Origin of the sequence: Bartonella sp. AP1QHHD, assembly GCF_042196265.1 — a bacterium.
Taxonomy (GTDB): domain Bacteria; phylum Pseudomonadota; class Alphaproteobacteria; order Rhizobiales; family Rhizobiaceae; genus Bartonella.
The window spans coordinates 1-26406 of the sequence record NZ_JBHIPW010000086.1 but is presented as its reverse complement, the minus strand read 5'-3'; the positions used below and the strand labels follow the sequence as shown (position 1 = coordinate 26406).

General features: G+C 38.6%; 19 protein-coding genes and 2 pseudogenes. 1 reads left to right on the top strand and 20 read right to left on the bottom strand.

Translation table 11 applies throughout. The features are described from left to right. Positions 1-291: 291 nt before the first annotated feature. From ACFIME_RS07350 to ACFIME_RS07255, 19 genes and pseudogenes are all read right to left on the bottom strand, one after another. Positions 292-1578, bottom strand: coding sequence for a BID domain-containing T4SS effector (locus tag ACFIME_RS07350; protein ID WP_375684736.1), 1287 nt, complete (start codon positions 1576-1578; stop codon positions 292-294). Positions 1579-1927: 349 nt separating this feature from the next. Beyond that, entirely contained in the window at positions 1928-2770 is an 843-nt protein-coding gene (locus ACFIME_RS07345) for a BID domain-containing T4SS effector (protein ID WP_375684735.1), read from the bottom strand. A gap of 340 nt (positions 2771-3110) precedes the next feature. Further along, positions 3111-4280: a BID domain-containing T4SS effector gene (locus ACFIME_RS07340; protein ID WP_375684734.1), complete on the bottom strand. Its 1170-nt coding sequence runs from the start codon at positions 4278-4280 to the stop codon at positions 3111-3113. A 310-nt stretch (positions 4281-4590) separates the two neighbouring features. Beyond that, positions 4591-6189, bottom strand: a complete 1599-nt coding sequence (locus ACFIME_RS07335) for a BID domain-containing T4SS effector (protein WP_375684733.1) — start codon at positions 6187-6189, stop codon at positions 4591-4593. 1553 nt (positions 6190-7742) lie between these two features. After that, a pseudogene (locus ACFIME_RS07325) lies at positions 7743-7934 on the bottom strand (type IV secretory system conjugative DNA transfer family protein); the annotation flags it as partial. 248 nt (positions 7935-8182) lie between these two features. Next, complete coding sequence (locus ACFIME_RS07320; protein ID WP_375684732.1) at positions 8183-9811, bottom strand: BID domain-containing T4SS effector; 1629 nt, start codon at positions 9809-9811, stop codon at positions 8183-8185. A 516-nt stretch (positions 9812-10327) separates the two neighbouring features. Continuing rightward, positions 10328-12247 (bottom strand): Ti-type conjugative transfer system protein TraG, encoded by a 1920-nt coding sequence (traG, locus tag ACFIME_RS07315; RefSeq protein ID WP_375684731.1) that lies wholly within the window; start codon positions 12245-12247, stop codon positions 10328-10330. A gap of 155 nt (positions 12248-12402) precedes the next feature. Then, positions 12403-14037 carry a BID domain-containing T4SS effector gene (locus ACFIME_RS07310; RefSeq protein ID WP_375662379.1) on the bottom strand — a complete coding sequence of 545 codons (1635 nt, stop codon included), beginning with the start codon at positions 14035-14037 and terminating at the stop codon, positions 12403-12405. 10 nt (positions 14038-14047) lie between these two features. After that, positions 14048-14263, bottom strand: coding sequence for an antitoxin VbhA family protein (locus ACFIME_RS07305; protein ID WP_375610603.1), 216 nt, complete (start codon positions 14261-14263; stop codon positions 14048-14050). A gap of 64 nt (positions 14264-14327) precedes the next feature. Continuing rightward, the gene (gene virB11, locus ACFIME_RS07300) at positions 14328-15398 is read right to left on the bottom strand and encodes a P-type DNA transfer ATPase VirB11 (protein WP_375662381.1); all 1071 of its coding nucleotides are present in this window, start codon (positions 15396-15398) and stop codon (positions 14328-14330) included. Then, entirely contained in the window at positions 15395-16555 is a 1161-nt protein-coding gene (gene virB10, locus ACFIME_RS07295) for a type IV secretion system protein VirB10 (protein WP_375662382.1), read from the bottom strand. The genes virB11 and virB10 overlap by 4 nt, the downstream gene beginning before the upstream one ends. Next, positions 16548-17414 carry a P-type conjugative transfer protein VirB9 gene (gene virB9, locus ACFIME_RS07290; protein ID WP_375662383.1) on the bottom strand — a complete coding sequence of 289 codons (867 nt, stop codon included), beginning with the start codon at positions 17412-17414 and terminating at the stop codon, positions 16548-16550. The genes virB10 and virB9 overlap by 8 nt, the downstream gene beginning before the upstream one ends. Then, entirely contained in the window at positions 17411-18115 is a 705-nt protein-coding gene (locus ACFIME_RS07285) for a virB8 family protein (protein ID WP_375610599.1), read from the bottom strand. Before ACFIME_RS07285 ends, virB9 begins: the two co-directional genes overlap by 4 nt. Continuing rightward, positions 18069-18371, bottom strand: a complete 303-nt coding sequence (locus tag ACFIME_RS07280) for a type IV secretion system protein VirB7 (RefSeq protein ID WP_375684730.1) — start codon at positions 18369-18371, stop codon at positions 18069-18071. The genes ACFIME_RS07285 and ACFIME_RS07280 overlap by 47 nt, the downstream gene beginning before the upstream one ends. A gap of 210 nt (positions 18372-18581) precedes the next feature. Further along, positions 18582-19568 carry a type IV secretion system protein gene (locus ACFIME_RS07275; RefSeq protein ID WP_375610597.1) on the bottom strand — a complete coding sequence of 329 codons (987 nt, stop codon included), beginning with the start codon at positions 19566-19568 and terminating at the stop codon, positions 18582-18584. Next, positions 19555-20040, bottom strand: a complete 486-nt coding sequence (locus ACFIME_RS07270) for a type IV secretion system protein VirB5 (RefSeq protein WP_375612193.1) — start codon at positions 20038-20040, stop codon at positions 19555-19557. The genes ACFIME_RS07275 and ACFIME_RS07270 overlap by 14 nt, the downstream gene beginning before the upstream one ends. Continuing rightward, a complete protein-coding gene (locus tag ACFIME_RS07265; RefSeq protein ID WP_375612194.1) occupies positions 20037-22391 on the bottom strand; it encodes a VirB4 family type IV secretion/conjugal transfer ATPase in 2355 nt (784 codons plus the stop codon). The genes ACFIME_RS07270 and ACFIME_RS07265 overlap by 4 nt, the downstream gene beginning before the upstream one ends. Before the next feature lie 22 nt (positions 22392-22413). Next, the gene (locus tag ACFIME_RS07260) at positions 22414-22722 is read right to left on the bottom strand and encodes a type IV secretion system protein VirB3 (protein ID WP_212112790.1); all 309 of its coding nucleotides are present in this window, start codon (positions 22720-22722) and stop codon (positions 22414-22416) included. Next, positions 22723-23043, bottom strand: coding sequence for a TrbC/VirB2 family protein (locus ACFIME_RS07255; protein WP_375634396.1), 321 nt, complete (start codon positions 23041-23043; stop codon positions 22723-22725). Positions 23044-23441: 398 nt separating this feature from the next. On the opposite strand from ACFIME_RS07255, the gene ACFIME_RS07250 reads away from it, so the two are divergent. Beyond that, positions 23442-24167: a hypothetical protein gene (locus tag ACFIME_RS07250; protein WP_375634758.1), complete on the top strand. Its 726-nt coding sequence runs from the start codon at positions 23442-23444 to the stop codon at positions 24165-24167. Positions 24168-25801: 1634 nt separating this feature from the next. Here ACFIME_RS07250 and ACFIME_RS07245 read toward each other — a convergent pair. Next, positions 25802-26406, bottom strand: a pseudogene (locus tag ACFIME_RS07245) (tyrosine-type recombinase/integrase); the annotation flags it as partial.

Here is a 26406-nt window from a genome sequence, read left to right as displayed (position 1 = left end):
AAACTCTTCCAATATTGTTTTTAAATACTATTTAAAAATGTACGTTGGTTTTTATTCTGTTTTATGCTTTTTCATTTGCTTTTATGAGAGAGGATATGAAACTGAATGCTCTCGCACGATTTGACTCTCATGGTTCAGATCATAATCATTCTCTAAAGATTATTTTCTCAGTGTTTGGGTTAAGGGACAGAAAAATAAATTTTGTTTCAATTTTTCTCTCTTTCTTGGCGCAAACACCTCTTTCCTGTGTTGCGCCAAGACGTTAGATTCAACGTGAAAACTTATGTCTGTTTAGCTGGCAAAAGCCATCGCTTTTGGGGCGGCAGTTTTGCGAGGACGAATATCTGTTTCTCTTTGTTGCGTAGAGGGTGTTGCTCCTTCATGCGTTACTATTGAAGGCTCGGGACGTTGAGCAGACTGTGAGACGCTTTGTTGTTGGTGCAAGTTTTGCGCTCTCTTAGAAGGTGCTTCATTGTGTTCTTGTTTTGTCTGCTGAGTTTTTGAAAGGCTCTCTCTTACTTGTGTTACAGCTGTTGCATAATTGTCAGCGGCGTCAATGAGGTGAGAAAGACCCGCTTCAGCATGTCTGCGTGCTTTATTTTTAAAGCCACAAAAGTTACGACCAGTGTATTTGTTAAAAGACTGAGGATTTCCGGCAAGTTGCTGTGCCAGCTGTTCTATTGTTTCAGGGTTTTGGAAAAGCTCTTCTGTTTGTGATTGCAAAATGTTTGTGTTGCCAAAAACAACTCCGCACCAATATTGGATTTGGGCATGGTGTCTTTTGACTTTTGAATGTTGTTGAATTTGGGTAGAAATTTCTGTCTCTGAAAGCGTTTCTTTTTCCCTTTGGGAACGATCTGGTTTTTTTAGAAGTTCAGCGACGGCTTCCTTCCCCATAAAGCGTTCATAGTTTTTGAGTTCTTGCTCTGGAGATTGTAAGAGGCTCTCTCTTGCCTGTTTTACGGCTTCTGTATAACAATCAACGGTGATACTGAGAGCGGAAAAACACTCTTCCGCTTGTTTACGCACTCGATTTTTAAAGCCCAACATGCTGGTGCCGGAAAGTTTAGCAAGACTTTCAGGATGGGCTGCCATGCGCCATGAGAGCTCTTCTCCTGCAGCGGGATTTCTTTGAATTTCCTGCATTTTTTCTTGCAAAATGTTTGGGTTACCATAGGCACTTGCGGATAAATGTTGGATTTCTTCTTGATAGGTTCTAATTAATGAATGGTGTGGAAGCAATAGAATGATTTCTTCCTCTGAGAGAACTCTTGTTGTCCTTTGGGTAACTTGTGAAGTAACTGTTGAGTGTGTCGTTTCAGGTTTTTGCTGCCTTTTGGTAGAGCCGCCTCTTGTTAACGAAGCTGTTGGATTTGTTGATGCATGTACAGTTTCTTCGCTTAAAAGAGATTGTCTTTCCTCATCTTCTTCCGGTATGGATGACAGTCTTTTGCTTTTTGAAGGTGTTTCTTTAGGAAGGGGGGCTGCGCCTGAGACCTCTGCCGCCGCTTGTTCATAGAGCCTTATAAGTTCTTGTATTGAAGAGGATGGAAAAGGATGAGGGTGTTTTTTTTTCATGCATGTTTCCTTTCAAAAATTGTTTTAGAAAACCTCTTTGGTGCATTCTTGCCTTTTATACTTGGATCGCTTTGAGACAAAAGAAATATCGAGCTGAATGAGCTTCCATCTGCGCTATTTGCAATCAGCTTAATGGACATTTGTGTCTTTTATATAGTTTTTTTGTGAAATATTATCAATAAGTTATCAATAGTTATCGTGAATTACAGGCGCCATTTTTAAGACTATTTTTTGTAACATTCTAAAACAATTCTTGGCGCAATCGCGATGAAACGATTTGCGCCAAGAAACTCACTGAAAAAAAGATTAAATGAAAAATAAAAACTATCTGTTTTTATGTTTATGCCCCTTACATGGCATAAGCCATTCTTCTTTCTCCGTGTCTTTGTCTTTGAGGGCTGTGCTCTGGACTATTTTGTTCTTGTCCTCTTGCGTGATGACGATGATGATGATGGTGTCTCTCAACTTGCTGAGAATTTTCTTGACGGCGTTTTTGCTCCGCTAGAGGGGTTTTCAATAGCTGTTCTTTTGCGTTTTCTACAGCTTTCGTATAACCATCAACGGCATCAACGAGCAATCTAAAACCATCTTCAGCTGCTCTTCGTGCTTGGCTTTTTATGCCAAGTGTTTGGTGGCCCGCAAGCTTATGTATAGACTCAGGATTTTCAGCAAGTTGATTTGAAAGGTCTTTTCCTTTACGGGGATCTGTAAGTATGTCTTGCAAGTGTTTCTGAAAAATATTGTCCTTTCCATAAACAGTTGCACCCCAATGTATGACCTCTTCTCCATATGCTTTAACATGTGGATCTTTTAAAAGTATGACAGTTATTTGCTCCGTTGTGAGGGAAGATGAAGATCTTCCTCTTTGTTGTGGAGAAACCGTTGTATAGTCGGTTTCAGATTCTTGCTGCCTTTGATTATGGTGTTTACCTCTTGAAGGAGAAATACTGCTAACTGATGCGTATGTAACCTCAGCTTCACGTTTTGGGGGAGCAACCGTTGCATAGTCGGTCTCAGATTCTTGTTGCCTTTGATTATGGTGTCTCCCTTTGGAAGGAGAAATACTGCTAACTGATGCGTATAGAACTTCTTCTTCTGGGGTTGGACCGCGCTGGTTTCCTCTGGTTGGTTTATTAACTGTTGCATAGAGGGCTTCTGGATTTGCAGAAGGATGTTGATGATGTTTTTTCATACATGTTTCCTTTCAATATTTTTAGAAAACCTCTTTGGTGCATTCCCCACTTTTAGTTTTGATAGCTTTTATATAAAGGAAGATATCCAACTGAATGACCGCCAAAGATTTCGCGCTATTCGGGAGTAGTGTAACGGACCTTTGTGTCTTTTATACAGTTTTTTTATGAAATTTTATCAATAAGTTATGATAAATTATAGGATTCTTTTTTAGAACTATTTTTTGTAATATTTTAAAACAACTCTTGGCGCAATCCCGATGAAACGATTTGCGCCAAGAAACTCACTGAAAAAAAATTACATGAAAAACAAAAACTATCTGTTTTTACGTTTATGTCCACTTACATGGCAAAAGCCATTCCTTTTTCTCCATGTCTTTGTCGTTGTGGGCTGTACTCTGGACTATTTTGTTCTTGTCCTCTTGCGTGATGATGATGATGGTGGTGGTGTCTGTGTTCTGCTTCTCTTTCTGGATTTTCTTGTTTTTGACCTCTTTCTCTTTCCTGTTCACGTGTAAACTGTTTATGGAGCTTTTGTGCCGTATGTATATGCCTCTCAAGAGCTGAGCAAAGGTGGGTAAACTCATCTTCAGCTTCTCTGCGGCTTGGAGATTTTACACCAAGTATTTTGTGACCTGCAAGCTTACCAGCGCTTTGAGGATTTTCTGCAAGGTCCCATAAGATTTGTTCTGCATTTTGAGGATCGTCAAGGATCTTCGCAAGTGGTCCATTCAAAGCATGTTCTTTTCCATAAACAACTTTGCATCGCTCTTGGATTTCTCTTACACCATATTGAAAGCTTGTGTTTTGTAAAAGCCTTGTTGTAACCACATCTTTTGGGGTTCTGGGAGGGGAGATTCTATTTCCGCCAACGCCTAGATAGATGGGATTTTCTAGTTGTTCAGACTCTTGCCCGCCTTCAGCCCCCATGCCAACCGTTGTATAGACAGATTCGAGTGATCTTTGGGGAGAGCGTCCACCATTTGCATCAAAATCAAGCTCTGCATAGAGATGTTCTGGTTCTTGGGGATGTCGTCCACCCTGTGCACCTCCACCAACTGTGTCGTAGGGTGTTTGCCAACCTTGCGCCGCCAGATCCGTTATTGAATAGGGGTTTACGAGTCTGTCGGTGCGTCGCCCATCACTCGGTCTCCCACCAAGTCTGTCATAGGAATTTCCTAGTGGCTTTTGGGGAGCATAGATCGTTTTTGGTGGTTGTTGAAGTGTATATTGTTGTGAGTTGCGCTGTTCTTTGGGTGGTTTGTTAACCTTTGCGTAGAGGTCTCCTACATTAGAAGCTCTTAGATTTTGTTGTTCAAGTGGCTTTTGGGGAGCAAAGACCGTTTCTGGTGGTTGTTGAAGTGTATATTGTTGTGGGGTGCGCTGTTCTTTGGGTGGTTTGTTAACCTTTGCGTAGAGGTCTCCTATATTAGAAGCTCCTAGATTTTGTTGTTCAAATTGTCGTCTTAGTTCCTCTACATTGGTAGAAGGAGTTGGGTGACTTTTTTTCATGGCTGTTTCCTTTCAATATTTTTAGAAAACCTCTTTGGCGCATTCCCCACTTTTTTGATATTTTTTAGGACAAAAGAAGAATATCAAACTGAATGGTCTCCAAAGACTTCACGCTATTCATATTGATATGTAATGGACATTTATGTCTTTTATACAGTTTTTTTATGAAATATTATCAATAAGTTATAGTAAATTATAGGATTCATTTTTAGGACTATCTTTTGTAACATTTTAAAACAATTGGTGGGTGTAATGGAGATAAAATGATTGGTATAAAGAGTTCTGTTGGAAGGCAAAAGTTCACGCGTTTTTAGCCGGTAAGAGCCAGCGATGAAGAGCGACTAACTTTCAAGCTGCGAGCTTGACATTGTGCTTCTTGGGTGTTCTTTACAGTATTCGCAATTTCTTTTGCTTTGCTTTCCGATGTCCCAAGGAGGCAAGCTAGTCTGGTATAATCTTTTTCTTGTATGGCTTTACGATCTTCTGAGGATAGACGATTGTGTAGTTGTCGTGAAAAGGTATGGAGTTCTTGTCGCAGTGAACGAGAATGCAATAAAGCTTCCCTTTGTTGTTCTTCTGGTAAGGCAAAAAGGTTTTGTAAATTTTTTCCAGTTTTTTCGACAGTGTGGTTCAGGCGATTTTGTTCTCTTTGGTGTTGCTCTAGAATTGCATCTTTTGTTTGTTGTGTTATTGCGCCATAATTTTTAAGGGCTTGGCTGAGTTGTGGAACAGCCTGTTCGGCTTGTCTGCGATTTGAACTTTTCATGCCAAGTATTTTACTCCCAGCAAATTTAGAAATTGATTGAGGGTTTTGTAGAGTTTCATCGGCAAACTGATTTCCTAAGTTTGGAGCTGCCGTTATGATATCCAATTTTGTCTTTAAGGCCTGGGTTTTACCATAAACAGTCTTTGATAAATTTTCGATTTCTTTTCGGCACGCTTCAACATAAGCGTCATTTGAAATCCTTGTGAATAACTCTTCATGGGTAAGAGGGGCTAAAGTTTCTTTTGGGATCAGTGTTTCTTTTAAGCTTTGAACGTTGGTTTTTTGAAAGCAGAAGCAGGCACCGTTTTGTAATGTTTTGACGAGTTCTGGGGTGAGATCATCTTTGTGTCCGACGACGAAAGCCCCTTCTATTTCCATGACAAAACCTTCTGCTGAAAAACCTCTAAAGATGCCTTCATAGGTTACATCTTCCTTTGCTGCAACAACAACACGATCGTTAATTTCATCCAGTCCAGCGTTTCTCATTTGGGAGATGAACTCTTTTAAAACAAGGGATTTTTGCGGATGGGTGATATCTTCAAAAAGATCTTTCATCGGTTGGGGATTGCCATGTTGCATAGCTTCAATACAAGCTGCTGTCATCCGTTCTTTTGTGATGAAAGAAAAGTCAATGGTATATCCTGCGGCTTGTCCAAGTTTTTCCATAAACATTCGATTTACGCGCCCATTGCCTTTTCTAAAAGGATGTGCGTGCTCGAGCGCCATAAAAACTTCAGCGGCACTTTCAGCAAATTCTTGGCGCAATAAACCTTTTAAATTGTTCTTTTCATTAAGTGTTTTTTCGAGTTGTTTTAGTTCTTTTTGAATCTGCGGTCCAATAGCAAAAGGAATTTCATAGGCTTTGGGACGCATCGCCGGCATATGGGCAGTGGTGCCATCTTCAAATGTAAAGGATGTATCACGGGTTTTTCCAGCCCATTCAAAAGTTTTGTAGAAGAGGCTCCAGTGGATTAGTTTTAGATAGGAAGCATCAAATTTTTGTGGGGGTGGTTCATGGCGAAAATTTACGGCTGCTTTAGTGACGTCATGGGTACTGCGTTGATACAGTTTTTTAGGGTCTTTGATGCCATATTTATTTTTGAGTGTTTTGGTTCCTTTATATAGATAATTTTGCTCTAACATGTAATCTCTCCTAAGTAGGTAGGGTGGTGGTTGATGAGCGTCTTAAACGCTGCATGTGAAAAATTCCCCTTCGCGTATTCTTTTGAGATTTTGGGTGTTATGAGAGGGAGTGCTTTTCCCTTCAGTGTATGGATGTTGTATCAATCGTTTTGTGATACTTTTGAAAAGCTTTTCTGATGTTTCCTTTGTTTATTATCTTGTACTGTAAAATGCTGGTATTTAGGGCGCTGATATGAAGCCCATGAGTGGTCAGAAAATGGATTTTCTATAAATTGACTCTGGGTAAAATCTTCATTTTTTGAGGTGTAAGGAAGAGGTCAAAAAGAAAAATGTTGCTTAAAATTGTTGTTTTTTCCTTTAACAAAGTTGTTTGCAAGAGCGCTTTGATGAGGGGCGTGGATATAGCGGGTGTAATCGCTCTTGGTTAGTGGATGGTGCTGGTACTTTTCATACACAGCTCTCAGATTGGTGAATCTATGGGCAAAAGCAGTCATCAAAAATTTTTCTCCATTATATTTTTTTATTGCTCCATATGAATATCTTGCCATACGAACATCTTTTTTGTGTATTTTTGCAACAAAATGTTTTTTACTTTGTGTTGTTGCTCTTATTGTATGCGCTGCTTTAAGATTTAAGACCCATAAGAGAATAAAAACTTTTCTTTGGTTGGGGAGAAAAGCCTTTTTCAGCGCTTTATCATTAAAATAGAACACTTTATGATATCGTAAAGGGGGAAAAGCTTGTATAAGAATGATTTATTCATTTTGGTGTATATCTTGGATGTTTTTTGGGGGGGGAGGGAGAAAATCGATGTTTGTCGTGTGGGGGGGTTGAGAGCTTCTTGTCTCAAAGGCAAATCTTTTGTTGATTATGTTCTTTAATGGAGGAACGCCTTTGACGTAAAACAGAATACCATTGGGGTGCTAATTCACGGGCTTGTTTTAAAGAGACATCTTTTAACACACCCATTTGGCGACGGTGCTCATAAATGGTACAACGTTAAAGCCTCCCATGAAGTGTATAAAATCTATTGAGCTTTCCCATTTTTACGCTTCATAAAGAAGCCAGTATCCTCACATACTTTGAGTGCCTAATGTTTCGGACAAGACCTTGGTCCTTAGAGACGGTTCATAAAAAGGTATGCCTTTCTTGTACAGTTTCACTCTACATGAGGCTCTCGCTTGTGACATGCAGGCGACAGAGTTTTGATTGATGCAACACGACATGGAACAGATTTAAGATGAGAGAATCTTACGCTATTTAGTCTCTTATTTAACAAAAAAATATAAATTATCATTTATAAATCAATTTATTATATAAATTATAGATGAAAAACTTTGTAGAAATGGGTTCCTTTTCCAAGTGGAGATATTAGTGTCGCTATTGGTTGGGTGTATGGGCGTTTTTATAAAGACTTTTTAAAGACCATGGGCGCTGATAAAGCTGATAAAACGATGCACAAAATATAAAACAGAAAATATAAAAAGAAAAATCACGGATTTTTTGAACCTGTTTTTCTTGTATGCGGGCGGTTATTTTTTGTCAATATCGCATCATGGAGGATAGTTTTTCTTTTGTGGGGTAAAGTGGTTTTTTGTAGCTGCGGCTAACATTTTTTTCCTTCTGAAATAGATGGCGCAACCACATTGCGAAGGGGAGCCTTGCATCAGAATAATTTGTTCATCTTGACGCATTTCTCGAATAACTTCGTGGGGTAAAATGAGTGCTCTTTTTAAAATATTCATATAACCACGAAAATCGACTCCATCTAAGACAAATAAAATAGGCTTTTGTAGCTTTCGTCAGTAGTAATCATGACGTTTAAAAGGAATTAACAATTATCCTGTCCAATTGCTTTGGATATGGTGTATATGCTATGTGCAAAATTGGTGGTAGGGCGCTTAAGTAGTCTGTTTTTTGCATGTATGATAAGAATATTAAAATATCTCTTCCACATAGGTGTTTAAATCAAAAAAACAAAGTTTCATATTTTTTAGTTGGCCATAGAAAGTGTATTTGAACGATTTTGTGTGCGTGTGTAGAATTGGCTATGAGCGTTCCTTGCTTTTTGAACAATGTCGGTAATTTCTCGTGCTTTCTGTTCTGATATACCAATACTTTGTGCAAGTGTTTCATAATCTTTGTTTGTGATCGCACTACATTCGTTTGATGAGAGACGATGTTCTAAACTGTTTATAAAAGTACGGAGCTCTTGGTGTAATTGAGGAGATTGAGACAAGATTTCTCTTTGTTTTTCCGGTGATAAAGCAAAAATATTTTGCAAGTTTTGACTGGGATTCTCTACCGCTTTTCCAAGGCGTTCTTGTCTAATTTTATGGTCTCGAGTGACTATATTATAGGTAGCTTCTACAGTATACACATAATTCTCAATTGCAAGAGAGAGCACATCAAGATAATTTCGAGCGTGTATACGTGCCGGATTTTGTAGACCGCATATACTAAAACCTGCAAGAGGAGAAACAGAGTGCGGTGCCTGTTTAATCTGATTAGCAAACTGTCTGCCTAATTCTGGATTTTTAATAATCTCTTCTATTTGTTCGTTTAATACGTTTGCGTCACCATAAACAGTTTTTGTGTAAGCTCGGACTTGCTTTTGAGCTTTGAGAACGTAACTATCTAGCGCAACTGTTTTGGCACATTCACTTTTTGTGAGAGGTGCTAATGTTTCTTTTGGAATAAGCGTGTTTTCAAGCTCTTTGCTGTTGGGGGCGGTAAAGGTAATGATATCACCAGGTTTTAGTGTTTTTAATCGTTCTGGTGTGAGATCATCTTTGCTACCAATGATGTAAGTTCCTTGCACATCGAGTATAAAACCTTCTGAATAACAACCTTTATAAGTTCCTATATAGGTTTCTCCTGCCTTTGTTGCTATAACAAGACGATCATCCACGTTGCGTCCCGTATTGTTTATATGGTCCATAAATTCTTTTAAAAGACGTATTTTGGGGGGATTGGAGATATCCTCAAAAAGATCTTTCAACAGTTGTGTATTGCTATATTGCATTGCTTCGCTACAGGCAGCCATCATACGTTTTTGTGTGACAAGCGAAAAGTCAAGCTGATGTCCTGCAGCTTTGGCAAGATTTTCAAAAAAGACTTGTTCTGTGTGCTCATTGCCATCTATGAATGGGTGGATTTTGTGAAGAGAATAAAATAGACTCGTTGCTTCCTTGACAAATTCTTCGCGTGTTAAGCCCTGCAAATTGTCTTTTTCGGCAAGCGTTTGATCTAATTTTTGTAAGAGTTCAGGGATTTCTTCACCGGTTGCAAAATTATTGCCCCATTCCATTCTTTTCATTTCTGGCATGGCGGCAATGCTATCGTCTGTAAATGCGAAGGGGATATGGCGCAGATGTCCAGCCCATACAAAGGTATTTTTAAACAATTGTTGGTGGATATGGCATAGATAAGTTGAATTAAAATATTCTGGCAGGGGTTCTGCACGCAGATTGATCATGGCTTTTTGCCTATCATGTGAGCATTTTTCCAGAAAGCGTTTTAAATCTGTTTCTCCATATCTATTTTTGAGAATTTGGGTACCAAGATAGATATAATTATGGGGTGAGGGAATTCCTTTTGTTTTTTCTTTTGCTTTTGGCATTGTTACATTCCTTATAATGTTACATTGTCCATGAGAGTGTGTTAAACTTTTTGTTTGAAAATCCCCCACGCATATTGTTTTGAGATGTTGAGACTTGGGTGAGGAAAAAATCCCTCAAATTCGTAGGTGTTTTTGAGTGTATCAATCTTTATCTTGGCACTTTTTTCTTTTACTGAGAGAGAATGGTTCATTTGGGTTGTTTTCATGCATATTGTCTTTTAATTTTTTTGTAGAAAAATTTCCCTATAAAAGCGGTGCCTTCAAAAGTTTCTTGATAGGATTCTCAAGGCATAGATATGATTGGTATTTATTATTTGGAGATGAGGAGAGTGCTTTATAAAGAAAATTGGCATTGGTAAGCACAGGCATAATACCATCATTTAAAGACTTTTCCCCATATTTTTCTTGTTGTATCAAGCGGGAATTCCTTCTTTATAGGCTTTTATGAGATAGAATCTCTGCTTTTATCCTTTGATGTTTTTGTTTTGATGCATGGCCTCCATTAGAGGGTGTTTTTTAGTTTTTCTGTGCTTTTGGGGCAAAACGGCTTTTTGCAGCTGCGGCTAACATTTCTTTTCTTCTAAAATAGATCGCTCGACCACAACGTAAAGGGGGTTGTCCTTGCATCAGAATAATTTGTTCATCTTGACGCATTTCTTGAATAACTTCGTGGGGTAAAATGAGAGCTCTTTGTTGGTAATTGATGTTGTAAGAGCTCTTTCCTAAAGATAAGCCTCTTGATTTGTTCGTTCCGGTTACTTCAACGGTCATTTGACCACAGCGTTCTGAAATGTCTTTGGCAGTTTGGAGATCTTTAATGGCAGCATAGCTGACAAAGGAACAACTTTCAAACCATGAACGTGCTCCTGCTTCTCCAAAGTGGTTGACCAACTGACCAGAGGATTGATAGAAGAGCATCAAGGATGTACCGTATTTACGTCCACGGTCGCGGGCTTCTTCTAAAATATTCATATAGCCTAAAAGATCAACTTCATCTAAGACAAATAAAACACGTTTTTTATAGTTACCGTCTGCTGTAACCATGGCATTGAGAAAGGCGCCAATAATCACACGTCCAATAGCTGGATAACTGTTTAAAATGCTTGCGGGGAGATTGAGAAAAACATCTGTATTGCCATTGGTAATATCTGAGGAAAAAAAATCATCTCCGCAGACAAGATCTGCATAATTGGATAAAGAAAGCCATTGGGTGTCTTTTGAGGCGGTGGTATAAACCCCTGAAAAGGTTTGCTCTGCCATTTCTGTAAAAATACCAACCATTTCACGAATAAAAGGAGAAGGTGTTGTTTCTTGAATCATGCGTAATTGATTAACAACAGCTGTTTCTGATTGAGAGAGAATACCACGCAATGTTTTTAAATTGCGCTCGCTGTCTTCATATTCATCAGAAAATACAACATGAGCAAGAAGAGCTGTTAATAGATTATGGGCTTGTGTTGAGAAATATTCCGCTGAAGAATTGTCTGATTTTTTATCTGTAAGAAGCAACTTTGAAAAGCTTACAATATTCGCTTCGCGTTGTGTGCGTGGTACGCTGTCGTCTAAAAGCCAATCGATGACATTAAAGTTTTTTGTTAACAATGAGTTAGGATCGAGAACAATGACATTTCTATTTCCCATTTTTTGACGCGCAAATTTGACCATTGGGGCAACTTCTGTTGAAGGATCAAGACAAATAATAGACCCTGGATAGGTTAAACACGTAGGAACTACTGTACTTGTTGTTTTATAGCCACCAGAACCAGCAAAAAAGATCATATGAGTTGAACCAAAATCAAGATTAAAGGTTAGCAAAGGGGCTGTTCCACCCTTTCCCCATGTTGTTTTATTGCCAGGTGCAAAGGGAATGTTGCACACATTATCTTGATCGACACGGTATCTTTCACCCACAACAATTTGCCCATTGGCAGGAAAGATTTTTGCTGCCTCTCTTAAATTCATCCAAGCGGCCTCACCAAAAATACCTTTTTTTGCGCGCTTGACCTTACTTTTAGGGGGAAGGGTTGTTACGAATTGCATGATGGAAAAAAAAACACCAATGATGATGCCAAAAACAACCATGGGGTCCATGAATTGAAGAGCATAGCCCCATGTTATTCCTTGTTGGCCAACATAGGGACTTAAGCGTTTTATTTCACCACCAATATAGTAAAGAGCGGTTGTTCCAAAAAAGACAACGGAGACAAAAGTGATCATTTTACGCAGGTGTAGTTTTTGCGAGAGACTATACAACAATGAAACAGCAGCCGTTAGTGCTAAGACTAATAAAGGCTCAGAACGAAGTGTCCAATAAATTTGATCGCTTTTTAGTCCATTTGTTATAAACAATAAAAAATGAGGGACAAGGAATATCGTTAAAGCACCTAAAGCGATCGGTGTTAAAATGAGTACCATTTGTGTTTTGGTATATTTCATTGTATTTTACTTTCAATTCTGTCAGAATGTGTTGCGAAATGCTCTTTTCCAGGTGTGTGATATGAACTCTCATCTCTTTTTGCAAAGGTGCAGATAACGCCAAACAGTTTTCGCTTATGAGCCTTTCTCATTAAGGAGGAAGGTTTTGTCTATTCTTAGCAGGCCATAGCGAATGCTTTGGAACGGTGCATTGTGCATACTTGTGCTTGCTGGTGTACTTCTTTGGTTTGCTTAATAATTTGTGTAATTTGTTTGGCTTTATTTTCTGATACACCAATGCTTTGAGCCAATGTTTCATAATCATTATTTTGAACTGCTTTATGTTCATTTGGTGAGAGACGGGTGTTGATCTTTTTTACAAAGTTGCTGAGCTCTTTTTGACATAAAGGATTTTTTGCTAAAGCTTCTTGCTGTAATTCTTTTGGCAAGGCGAAGAGGTCTTGCAAGCTTTGACTTGGCATTTCTACCATTTTTGCAAGGCGACTTTGTTCTGTTGCATGTTCTTGCGTAATTTCCTTTTCAGCATATTTTACAGCATGCGCAAAATTTACAACGGCAGTACAGAGCATCTCAAGATGATTTTTAGCGTTTGCACGTGTCTGATTTTGTAGTCCACATAAACTGAAACCGGCAAGATGAGAAATAGAGTGCGGTGCTCTTTCAATCTGGTTGGCGAGCTGTTGGCCTAAGCTTGGATTTTTGATGATTTCTACCATCTGTTTGTTTAATGTTTTTGTACTACCATAAACAATTTTTGACAATTGCTGGACCTGTTTTAGGCTTGCGTGGACACAAGAATCTTCTGCAACCATTTGGGCCGTTTCATTTTCTGTCAAAGGGGCTAATCTCTCTTCTGGAATGAGAATGCTTTCAAGCTTTTTTGTTTTGGGAACGGTAAAGGTAAATCTATCACCAGGTTTTAATGTTTTGAGTTGTTCTGGTGTGAGCTGTTCTTTATTGCCGATGATGTAAGCGCCTTTCACATTGAAAGCAAAGCTATCATAACCAGCACCCCTATAGGTGCCTGTGTAGGTTTCACCTTCTTTTGCAACCATAACAGGACGATCATTAACATTGCGCCCAAGTTCTTTCATGTTGCTTATGAATTCCTTTAAAAGAAGTATTTTATTGGGATTAGAGATATCTTCAAACAGATGCTGCATTGGTTCTAGATCACCATTTTCTGCTACAGCAACACTGGCGAGCATCATGCGTTCTTTTGTAACAAGTGAAAAGTCAAGCTGATGCCCTGCTGCTTGAGCAAGCTTTTCAAAAAAGACCCGTTGTGTACGTCCATTGCCTTCTCTAAAAGGATGAAGTTGGTTAAGGGCGTTAAATAAGCTTATTGCTTCAGCGTTAAATTTCTCGCGCGTTAAGCCTTGCAAATTATCTTTTTCGGCAAGCGTTTGATCTAATTTTTGTAAACCGTCTTGGATTTCATCGCCGAATGCAAAAGGATTTTCCCATCCTGTTCTTTTCATTTCGGGCATGGCGGCTATGGTGCCATCTTCAAATGTAAAGGGGAGATGGCGCAGATATCCAGCCCATTCAAAGGTATTTTTAAATAAGTGGTGATGAATAGAGCATAGATAGGAGCTATCAAACTTTTCTGGTAAGGGAGCTTCACGCAGATTAACCATTGCTTCTGCTGTATCATGTGAGCATTTCTCCAGAAAGGATTTTAAGTCTTTTATTCCATATTTATTTTTGAGTGTTGTGGTGTTTGGGTAGACATAATGATGGGGAGAAACTGTCTGTATATTTTTTGTCTTTGCTTTTGCTTTTGGCATTGTAGCTTCCTTATAATTTTACGTTGTCCATAAGAGTGTTAAATTCCTCGAGTGAAATATTCCCCTTTGCGTATTCTTCTAAAATTTTGAGTGTTGTAGGATGAAGCGCTATTCCCTCTATCGCATGGGTGCTGATGGCTGCTTCAACGGCTTCACGGCGTTTTTTTAATTCTTCTTCTGTCATCGATAAAAGATTTTCTCTATTTTCTGTTTCGTTGGTTTTCATGCATTTTTTCTCTTATTTGCAATCGTTACTTTAAAAGAGCCTTTGCAGCCGGTGTGATTTTCTTTTACTCACCTCCAAAGATGTTTCGTTGTTTGAAGGGATCGTAATAAATTTCTGTGACCTTAAATTTTCCTTCAATCCGTTTGCATTGGATGATGATATCAATCATTGAAATCAACAGTCCTCGAATATCATCACGCTCTAAATCACCACCGCCTTCACTTTCTTTGACCAAAAGGGTCATCTGCTCAAAGGCTGCAAGTGCTGTTGATGCGTGAACCGTCGTAATGGAACCTGGATGGCCTGAATTGACATTGCGGATATAATAAAAGGCTGTACCATCTCGAAGTTCTTGCAAAAGAATACGATCAGGACGCATCCGTAAAGATGATTCAAGTAACTCTTTGGGGCCAACGGAGGCTAAGCCTTGTCCATCTTTTGAATAGAACATTGAGACATGGTTAGGGTGTGGGATCACCAATTCTTGCGTGTCTTCAATGGTGATAATACGCTCTTCTTGAGGAATTTTGGCGATTAATGCTTTTGATAATGTTGTTTTACCCGAACCGGTTTTTCCCGCAATTAAAATATTTTTCTGGCATTCTACAGCTTGATTTAAAAAAGAGACAAAGTCTTTATTACAGTAGGCATTGGCTAATTTATGCTCGATGATTTTGAGTTCGTTAAAACGAGAATGATAGTCATTCAAAGGTGTGAAAGAGACCTGTTCACAGAGCGAGAAGAGGCCTTTCTTGGCGAGCTCTTCGAGAGAAAAACTCTGCGATGACGGTTTGCGAATTGTCATACTAATCGTGTCTTTTTCGACAGCGGGTGGAATGACAATTTGAATACGCTCATTGCCTGGTAGCGTTGCAGATAATATTGGGTTTTTGTCCGATATGTTTTGCTTGGAATAGGATGCTACAACTTTCGCAATCCCCATAAGCTCATTAAAAGAGAGCCCCGGTGCTTCTATTGTTTTCCATCCATCAAATCCTTCAGTCATGACTTGATAGGGACGATTGATAACAATTTCAAAGAGTCTCTCATCTTTCAAAAAAGCACTGATGGGTTCAAGTTTTGTGAGAACAATCGCAACGGTTTCATCGCTCATGGTATGTAAGTTTGAGTTCATTCTAAAGTTACCGCCGAATTTTTGTAAAAGTTTCTTGAAACAGCTCGATTGATAATCTGTTTTTTGTTTTCGATGACTTTCAATTTATAAACGCTGGAAAAATCTAAATCGCGGGCAACAAAGATATTCACCATTTCCCCTTGGTTTTTGGATAATGTTGGAGGAATATTGGCGTAATTTTCTACGAGAATGTTTGCGATGTTTTGTCCTGAAGAGATTGTTTCAGTTTCTTCTTTTTCCTGTTTTTTTGATAAACGTTTATTGGCATAATGTGTTGCATCTTTTATTAGTGAGACAAGAAGCGCAGACCCAATCCTCTCAAGCCAATGGTTATCAATATCTCCATCCATACCAGAACGCCCTAAAGCATCCGTTGCCGGTGAAGCTAAGGATATAATGATACCATTGGGGGTTTTTGCTCTATTCCATAGTACAAAGAGACGTGTTTGGCCTTTTTTCAATCCGGCGCGATATTCACCAACAATTTGGGTGCCTTTATCAAGAAGCACAACACGACCATTGTCTGATAAGATATCTCTGGAGATGATACAACTGGCAAAACCTTGTTGATCACTGTTGATGGCTGTTTCTAAAATACAAGGAATAGAAGTTCCCATCGCGATGATGTAGTTTCGATTGCCAAGGGTTGAAGCACGAATACCTTCAAGCACTGTGGGTTTGAGAAGATGATTAAAACGTTGTGTCGTTTCATCAGGTTTACTTTCAAGTTGGTGAGGCAAAGCACCATTATTTGTTTGTGAATCTATTTTGCCTTGTTGTGTACTTGCATAAGCTAATACAGGAGCACGTTGTGCTGCCTCCAGCAGTGAGTCATCAGAATTTAATTGATTGATGTTTGGTGTTGGTAGCTCGACTTTTGGTAATAGAGCGTTATTTCGTTGAGGCTGTTCAAAGGGGGGAGGGGTAGGCTTTGCAGGACGAAAAAGCTCTGTTTGTTTTATAACTTTTCCTTCTTTTGAAGATTCAATTGGTTGCTTTTTGTCTGTAACAAGTGTTGAATAGGCTAAATAAAGACAGACACTGAAAAGAATAATAAGAGCAATAGCTTTCCCCACATTGTTCTGTTGACTTTTCCCTTGAGCATTTTTTATTGTATCGCGATCATTAATGCTTTTTTCATCCACGGTGTTATTCATGGCTGCTTCCTAGGTTCACTTTACGTTGTACAGATGGTGATGTCGTACCTGTTTCAGGATTAATTCCTTTTGGTACGAACCTTTTGTTAAAGATGCACAATACTTCATTCCCACGTCGTAGCGTGAATTGTGCAGCTGTTGCATGAACAATAACCTTGTTGCCTTTAATCGATTTGGGAATAAGCGCTTCTTGCCCATCAGGCGATACAATGTAAATGGCAGGGATTTCAATGTTGCCTAAAAAGGTAAAGGTTGTTGTTTTCCCATTATCATAGACAGAAGCAGGTTCAATAAGAGATGAGCCTTGAGCTTCATAAGCCCAATTGCGTGGTCCAAAATCTTCATGGATATTTAAAATATCATTGACAAAGTTTTCTTCACGTTGTTTTTCTTTTTCTGCTTCGGCTAATTTCTTACGTAAGGCTTCATCTTCTGGATAACGAAACTTTACTAGGAAATACGTCTCATTGCCGGCTGAAACATCGCCTTCACGGACTTGTAGCTCGAATTGATAAGAGCGTTGTGTTCCATCTTGGCGGCTTGTGACAATTTGTAAATTTGTCACAGGCTGGACTTCACGTGGTTTGAGAAAAACAAAGTGTCCAGCCGGTGCAACTTGCCAAGCAACCGAATTTCCAATTCCTACATAGGTTACTTCTTCATCAACGGCAAATTCTAGTTGAACCGAAGAGCGAATGGAGCCAATGATTTGTACGACGTTGTAGGGGTCATAATTGACAAATCTGATGCGGTTATCTTTACGTGCACTGACAGGCGCTGTTTCTGCAAGTGAGAGAACTGTGTGAAAGCTGAGAGTGATCGTAAAAATTAAAGAGATTGTTTGTAAAAGTCTGATCATTTTATCACCTCTGGATCAGATCTATATTCCGATACTTGAAAACCAAGAGGGTTGATAAGACGATCAGACGTTGAAATGTGTGCGTTCACGTAGGAAAAATTTAAGATTGAAATCCAATGGGAAATATTTTCTTTTTCATTCAAGTCTCTGATCGTTTTATAGTAACGAACTTGGATAAGATCTTTACTTATAAAAGAGATTGATTTGATTGTGATCGTAGCAATCATGTTATGATAAATATTTTGCGGACTTTCTGGATTATTGCCCGCGTACCATTTTGCAAAACGGTTTTGTTCTTTTGGAGAAGATAAAAGAGAGACTAAGCGAAAATTGTTTTCTGCTTCTGATGCTTGAAAACCTTCACGAGCGCGAACATATTGGCTGGCAAAATAACGCGTTATCGCTTCATCATAGTCGTTAGGGGATTCTTTTAGGGCGCTTACAGTATCAATAATGCCTGTTGAGTTATCAACGCGGATAACAAAAGGCTCTACCGTTTTCAAAGGCGTCAAAGCTGCGACAGCTAAAGCCAGCGCAATTGTCATCAATCCAAAAAGCACTGTTAAAGCCATGGAGATTTTCATCCGCACGCGCATGCTATGCATGCGATCAATGTCAAATGAGCGCGCTTCTTTTATATATTCTTCAAGGGCATCACTTTTCACGCATAACCTCCACAGTTTTATCAGATCGTGCTTCATGAATAACCGGCTTTAATAAAGCTGAATTGGCTGTTACTTTTTCACTTTCCAAAGTATTGAGAATGATGGGAGTGGTAACAGGCTTTACGCTCTTTTCTGGGTAGACAATGTTTTTATTGTCCCAATTCCACTTATCTTTATTTAAAGCACGTGTATGTTTGCCATTACAGCGTGGTGGTTTTTTAGGGACACTCAAAGAGGCACAACCAGTAAGAGCGATTGTTAGGACCATAACAAAAGTTATTTTTCGTTTCATTTTTTGAACTCACAAATATCTTGGAATACAATGCATGAGAGCCTTTGTTCTGAACATTTTTACAAGTTTATGTGATGCAAGATTTTGATTGGTTTTGTTGTTAGACCCAAGATGTTAGATCTTATTTGGAACAGGATCATGGCGTGTGCGCCAAAGGGCGCACACAAGGCAAAAACAAAAATGCTTATTCTTTTAAAGAGGTGATTTATCTTAAAATCGACCACGACCGCCTCCAGATTTACCTGCTTTTGCTGCTGCCCCTGCCGCACTTCTAACAGCGTTACCGGCAGCTCCTGAGATTTGTGAAGTGGCACTTTTTACTGCATTGCCACTCGCTCTTGCACCATTGGAAAGCATTGTAAAAATCTGTCCTCCTGAAGAGACACCAGCGTTAAAGTATGGTCCGCCAGAGGCCAGCGCTGTTGCAATACCAGGAAGCGCACGGAAGATAATAACTCCTATGATCGAAATGACGATGACAGGGGGAAAAAGAACGTAAATTGATTCATATGAAACTTTGAGAACCTGTAGGATAACTTGACATATAATGGTTCCAAGCATGATTACGAGAACTTGTAAAATGGTAAAATTGATCAAAGTTGTAATCCATGCATCGGAGTATTTTCGCGTTGCATTGAACAAATACAAACTAATAAATAGAGGACCAAGACCTATAATCATGACGAGTGCAACTTGTGCAAACATTTGCACAATAAAACCACCTATACAAAAAAGAATAACCGCGAGAAGCATGATAGAACCAAGAAGACCTACAATGATCTTTTCAAAAAACCAAGCATTGTATAAGACTTCTTGATAACGCGAACTTGCCTTTAACAAAATATAATCAAAAACATTGGAGCTTGCAGGATTACTGTTAAGCGCATTCCCAATAGCATTGGATAAATCATTGAAGAAAATATCCTTGACATAAGTATTAAATGTATCCGCATTCGTTGCCATTGTTGTAACAACAACGATTTTAACAACATTATTGAGAAGACTATGCATGGAAAGCGCAACGCGACCTGTCATAACATTATAGCCATAAAGAAAGATAAAAATGATTGCGGCGAGATTTAAGGGCGCTGAAATAGCAGAAGACAGCCCACTCACCGTCGTGTCCATCACATTATCAAGGGGTTTTAAAATATACCCAGAAACGCTTTCAAAGGGAGAAAAACTAAAGTCTGACATTTGTACTTGTACTTTCAAGTTTTTCTTTTAATTCTTTTTCTTTTTCTTTTAATTGTGCCTCAAGATATTTATGCTTTTTTTGTTCCTTTTCTTCACGTAATTCATCTTTTGTCTTCGTATCTCTTGCTTGAATCATATCAAGAGACTGAAGTTTTAAAGAAGCTACTTGAAGATCGGCTTGAAGAAGAGAAAGCTTTACTTGAAGATCTTGTCGAAGGGCTTGCAATTCTTCTGGTTTTGTGTCTGGTTTTGATTTAATATTTTCAAGTTGTTGACTTATGTCTTTGATTTTTTTTGCAGTTTCAGTTGCGCTTTTATAAATGTTTTCAGCTGTTTCTGATTTTGCAGCATCTAATTTTTGTGTGTTCTCGAGTGCTTGTTTATAATATTCATCCACATCAGATGTTGTTTGCGCTATTGCATGAGAAATAAAAGAAAAAGATAACAGTGTAACTAAGCCATATTTTTTCATTGATTTTTTCTCCTTTGATAAAATATGGGCAGCCATTTGTCAGGGGCAGCTCCATATTCGTTGATAATTTCATTCATGAGTTCAATGTTTTTTGTTGTGCCGCTTAAAACGGCGATCTCATCATTCATTCCACGTAAGTTAAGTTCTGCAACGACGGAACTTTGTCCTTGTTTGATGAGAAAACGACGGGACTCTCTGCTTAACTCTGACTGTATCAGTTCAAATTCACGCTCAGTAAGTTTGAAAGCTTCGACATAATCATTGTAATTTGCTTTTTGATTTGGAAAAAATATTTGGGTGGGGCATTGCTCAATGATTGTGTGCGCGATTGTTGAGTTCAAAGCATCTTTAGGGCTTTGTGTTGCAAAGAGCATCATGCCATTTTGTTTACGAATTGTTTTTAGCCGATCTTGCGCAAAAGCTTTAAATGAATCATCTTCTAAAGCTTTCCAGAATTCATCAACGACGATAATGATGCGCCGCCCATCAATCAGATCAAGAATGCGGTGAAAGAGATACATCATTAAGGGGCGCCGAATTTCTTCATTATCTAAGAAATCGGTCATGTCATAGCCAATGAACTGCGCATTTAAATTGAGATCATCTTGGTCATTATCAAAAACCCATCCTAAATCATTGCCTCTAATCCAGCGTTGCAGCCGTATGGCAATTCCTTCTTTGGATGTGTTGTCAAAAAACAGTTGAAGGGCACCAAGAGAGCGCTGGGTTGGGGGTAAGTTTTCCAAGGAATCAATGGCTTTGGCGATATCTTGTCGCTCTTCTTCTGTTACGATTTGCCCTTCAGCGGTCACCAGCTTTAAGATCCAATTACGAAGAAAGATTTTATTTTTTTCGGTGTATTCCATGCCCTTTAAGGGAGCAATACCCGTGGGCTGCCCATTTTTTAAAGGTTTGTATTTCCCTCCTCCAGCCCGTACAAAAATCTCTGCTCCTTGATCTTTATCAAAAAAAACCATTGTTGGATTGTGTTTTTGTAATTGTGCAAGAAGAAAATTAACAATCACTGTTTTACCAGATCCTGATGGACCACAAACAAATGTGTTTCCAAGATCGCCATAATGAAAATTAAAATAGTAAGGTGAACCAGCCTGTGTTTTTAGCAATGCGACAGCAGCTCCCCAAACATTATCGTTCAGTTTGCCAACAGGGAAAGAATGGAAGGGCGATAAAGCGGCAAAATTTCTGCTGGTAATGGCGCCTGAACGCGCACGATAGCTAAAGTTTCCAGGAAGCTGTGCCCACCATGCTGCTTCCAATCCTAAATCTTCTCTGGCAATCACGGCTCCTCCATTGGTTAAATGGGAACGTGCTTTTGATAAGTTTTCAGACAATATTTTAGGATGATCAGCAAAAACAGCTAAAGAAATGTGGTGTTCTCCCAAAACAAAACGGTTTGATTCTAAATCATCTAGCGCTTCATCCAGTGCATCGATTTGTGAGCTAGCACGGTCAGCTGCATTGATCATTTGATTTTGTTTGCGGCTCATAATCGCACTGGCGGCTGCCTTACTTTTAAAGACAAAGGATTGTGTTAAGATGAATTCAAATGGCACCGTAAGCAGACCATCAGTCATACCTGGGCGTGTTTTAGAAGGATACTCTTTCCATCCAAACATGCCCACAAAGCGTTCATTGCTTTCATGGCGAATTTCGATAATTTCTTTCCCAAAAATAACACGATCCGAGTAAATTGTTGAAGCAATAGTTCCAAATGTGAGAGGAATACGCTCACGTCTTCCCCCTACTAGCTGGTGGAGAAATTCACTTTGTTCGGCAAATAAAAGTCCTTCATGTTCATAGATTGATAGTAGACGGACTTCATACTCTTCCAAACCTTGCATAAGATCTTGACTTAACTCTTCGAGTTTACGAATAGCTTCCTCATCGGGCTCAGATTGTGTTTTCTTGGCTTTGCTCAAGCGCTGAAAAAATGAAACCAGCTTTTCTGTTTTATCCGCGGCCGGATTCCAAAGCAGTGAAATAAATAGATCATTTCTATACAGTTCTTGCGAAACCATTTTCTTTTTATATTTTTCATCTAATGTTGTTGCAAAAGATGAAAGAAAATGACCCTCTGGGTATATCGTTTCACGGCGGCGGATGATGTGAGAATATAAAGCAAGCCGCTCATCTGCGATATTTTTTAAAAGGGTGTTTAATTGGTTGTGTAAAGAATTTAATTGATCAATATCCGCAGTGTCGAAATTTATACCTTCAACAGCCATCACAACCATTAAACAGCGTGAATTTAAAGCAACGACATGTTGGTTGATGTAGCGTATATAGGGAATATATTCTTCAGGCAAAGTTTCCCGTTTCATTATTGACATCTGTTTCACCAGTTTCGTTCCTTCAGCTTAGTTCCTTATAAGTGCGGATAAGGCGTAAAGGGGAGGTTGAACCTCCTCCCCATCTGTTGAGGTTTTTTTGTTTTCCTCGGGTATTGAGCCATGCAAATAATACGCGAAATTGGTTGTGATCGTACTTTGTCACTTCTCGCAAAATAAAGTGCATCCCAATCCCAAGACCAAACATGGTAAAATCACTGGTTAAAATGAAAAGAATGGATGTTGCCATGACATTAAGCGCCATCGCTTCCATTGTAACACCAGCAAACATGGCCGGGCGCGTACAGGCAAGGAAAAGAGTATCTTCGTTCATTTATGTTGTGCCCGCTAATTTAGTGACGAGAGCAGGGGCACCAAAAACAATAGCAATCCCCAGAACACAGTAAGCTGCTTTGCGTAAATCAATAAAGCCGTACATCCAGCCAATCCCCACAGCAGCAACACATATAATTGCAATGAGCCTTGCCGTTGGACCCGTCATCATTGTGACAATGTTGCCTAAAACACCATCAAGATTTCCCAGACCACCTCCACCAGTAGTAGAAGCAGCATAAGAAAGATCAGATACAAAAACTGCCGTAAAAAGCAGCATGGTCACGATAAAAATGATGTTTTGGAATCTATTATCTGTCATTTTACCTCTCTTTAACAAATAATATTTGTTCATATGTCGACATTCCATTGCCTCTAACAAACTAAAGAGTGCTGTCATTTGATGACAGTTTAATTCTTCTCGTTTGTTTGCTTTAAAAGCCTTGATCGTGGATCTGTTCACTCTCAAGCTCTTCTTCGTAAAGAGACAGAAGTCTTTTCAAATTGAGATTGTGTTACATGAAAATGGCAATTTTAAGTTGTGTATATTGGTAAAAATAACAATATTAAAATAATGAAAGAAAGAATATCATTCTTTACAAAATGTAGTTAATCTGCAACACTTATATTTGGATTTTTTCTTTAAAAACAAGGGGATTGCTGATCAATAATCTGACATGATAGGAAAAAAACGAATTTTTTGAGCGAGCGTGTTAAGAGATGCTATTTAAATTGATTGTTATTATTTACATTATGGGGGCGACAGTGTGGGGATTAAGCCAATATAAAGATAAAATGGATTTCAGCATTCTTAAAACATTTGAGACGCAAGATATCCAAGATATTGTCGATCTCTATCGAGAAGAAAAAAAGTTGGGTAGATCTATCACCAAACAGCAATTAGAAAAAAATGAACCAGCTCTCGATTTGCAGAAGAGTGTTTCATTAAATGATGTTGCAAATAATGCTGTTGTTTTTCATGGTAAGGCTTCTGTTACAAGTGGGGTTACATTTAAATTACTGACGCCTGCTGCACAATCTTGGCGCTCACATATCTCCCGTGATATTCATCTTTATGGTGTGGACACATGTGCACCCCGTCAAAAAGCAAGATTAAATGATCAAGAATGGCCCTGTGGTGCGGTTACAACGGCTTGGCTTGTCACCAAAACACTTGGGCAGGATTTATCCTGTAAACAGGCTTTGATGCACAATGGTGTTTATTATGCGCAATGTTTTGTTCAAGGGGTTGATTTAGCTGAGGCAGGTCTTACAGAAGGTATGTTGGTACTCTCAAAAGAGGGGAAAAATCCTATTCCAGCCCAGTATCATCATGCGGAAGAAAAAGCACGTGGCAACAAGATTGGTCTTTGGTCGAGTGATTTCACTGAACCTTTAAAATGGCGGCGAGATAATGGATCCTATAATCCCTTTGCTAGTCCATGATTGGTTTTAATGAACATATTTACTTAAATTTTTATAGAGAAAACTTTATCAATAAAATTGTACCAAATCGTAGAGCAAATTTGAATAAACGGTGAGATTATTTTCGTTTATGAAGTAAATGGATGGTACTTCCCTTTTCAAGGGAGGGTTGCTTTCAAAATCGCTTCTCTATTTTTACTTATGTGTTTTATAAAAGCGGGAAAATGTCATTGTTGGTGGCAAAGCATTTTTGAGTATTTGTGTTTGAAGGAGAAAGTGAGGCGATAAAAAACGCTCAAGAAACGGATTTCTAGAGCGGTGTTGATAAAAGTAAAAAATGAACAGCCCCAAAAATGGTGTAACGTTTAATATAATGGATAGAATCTTTCACAATGCCTTAAAAGAATTCATAGCAAAAGTTTTTTCATCAGAATTTTGTCTTCAGGATTGGATCACGTTTTTTACTTCTTTAAAAGTGATCAATCTGTTGCCTTCCTTGAAAAGCTTTCATAATTATCTGCTTTTAAATTCAGACTTCCAAATGATGGATGGATTTCAAATAGACTCTACACGAAGAAATCTTCGTAAAAATGATTTGCATTGCTGATTGTTTTCTATATATCACAAAACGTTTCTATTTAGGCCTTCGATGGGGAACAATAATCAACATATAAATAGGTAAAAAGAGCTCATACTTTTTTGTTATGGCTTTGTGGTTTAATGATCGTGAGACTTAAGTCTTATAATGCTCATAGGCTTTCTATAGGGCTAGGGGCGATGCCTATTGCAATGTAACTATTTGAAATCAGTTGAACAAAAGCATTAATGCGCCTTCTGATTTCATCATTTGTATTCAGTTTGGGCTCTTTCCCTTCTTATTGTATTTTATGACAAACTCATACGATGGCTATTGTGAGCTCTTCTTGCGTTACTTTACTCAGAGTGTTCACTTTGAAAGCAAGCAAGTGGATAGTGAGGTTGTATTCTCATACAGTGTGAAAATTCAACCCTCATTTGGGGGGATAATATTAACAGATAAGGTATTTAAAGAGGGATAAAATGAAAAAAAATTATTTTATTATGCATGGCTCTATTATTCGTCTTGGGGTGTGAAAAAAAACTATAGCGTAGAAGATTGAAAAAAAGATGCAAAATTAAGAGAAGAATGGGGAACGAAGTGTTTTCTTTCAGGACAATTTGTTAAGGAATCTAAAAATTGTCAAAATGTCTTACAAGCAGATACTGAAATGTTTTTCTCGCCAAAGCTTGATGCTCTAGACCGTGGTCATGTATTTTAATAAATATATATTACTCAACAGTAAAGTGTGATATAAAAATTCTAAAATAAAGAAGTTACGGCTCAACGAATGCTCGCTTCTTCAATTGTTATAGCGGAATTTTTTATCATTTTTCATCTTTTAGATGAGCTCCCCAAATCATATTCGCAATCCTATTGTTTGTTTCAACTTTATCAGATTGAGGATTATAATCATGAGAGAATTGGATAGCATTGTCTTATAGAAATATCTCTCAAGGTATCCAAGCCTATTTTGCGACGCTGTTCGTAAAGGGTATATAAAAAGCAAGTAAAATAAAATAGTTATGTCTAATATGGGGGAATAGGTGAATCTTGATTCTATTGAGTTTTTTTGCCTCTATCCCTCATCTTTTTGAAGCTTTTTTATCGCCTCTATAGCTAACCTTTTACGGTCTGCGCTCTTTGTGTAAAGAGATGCCATAGCATCATTTGTCCAGCCAAAGAGTGCTTTCAATTGTGATACTGTTGCACCAGAGTTAGCTGCGCGTGTTGCTGCTAATTTTCTTAATCCATGCGCCGATTTTTTAATTCCAGCANACTGTTGCACCAGAGTTAGCTGCGCGTGTTGCTGCTAATTTTCTTAATCCATGCGCCGATTTTTTAATTCCAGCAGCATTACAAGCGTCTCTAAATGTATCGCCAAAGCTTTCTTTGGAGAGTTTTTGATTAGTTTTACTACAGATGAATGTTTCTACTCCAATAGGACCAGCTTCAAGCGTTTTGGCTAATTCCGGTAAAATAGGTAGAAAGACATCTGTTTGGAATTTACTTTTCTCTGTCTTGAGATGAATAATATTGTCTTTGACATCTTTCCAGCCAATTCGTACCGCATCACCACGACGCAAGCCCGTATATAAAAGAACATCAATCCAGACACGTTCATGGGTACCATGGGACCATCTTTGATAATATTTCTCAACATCTTCTTCTGTCCAAACAGGA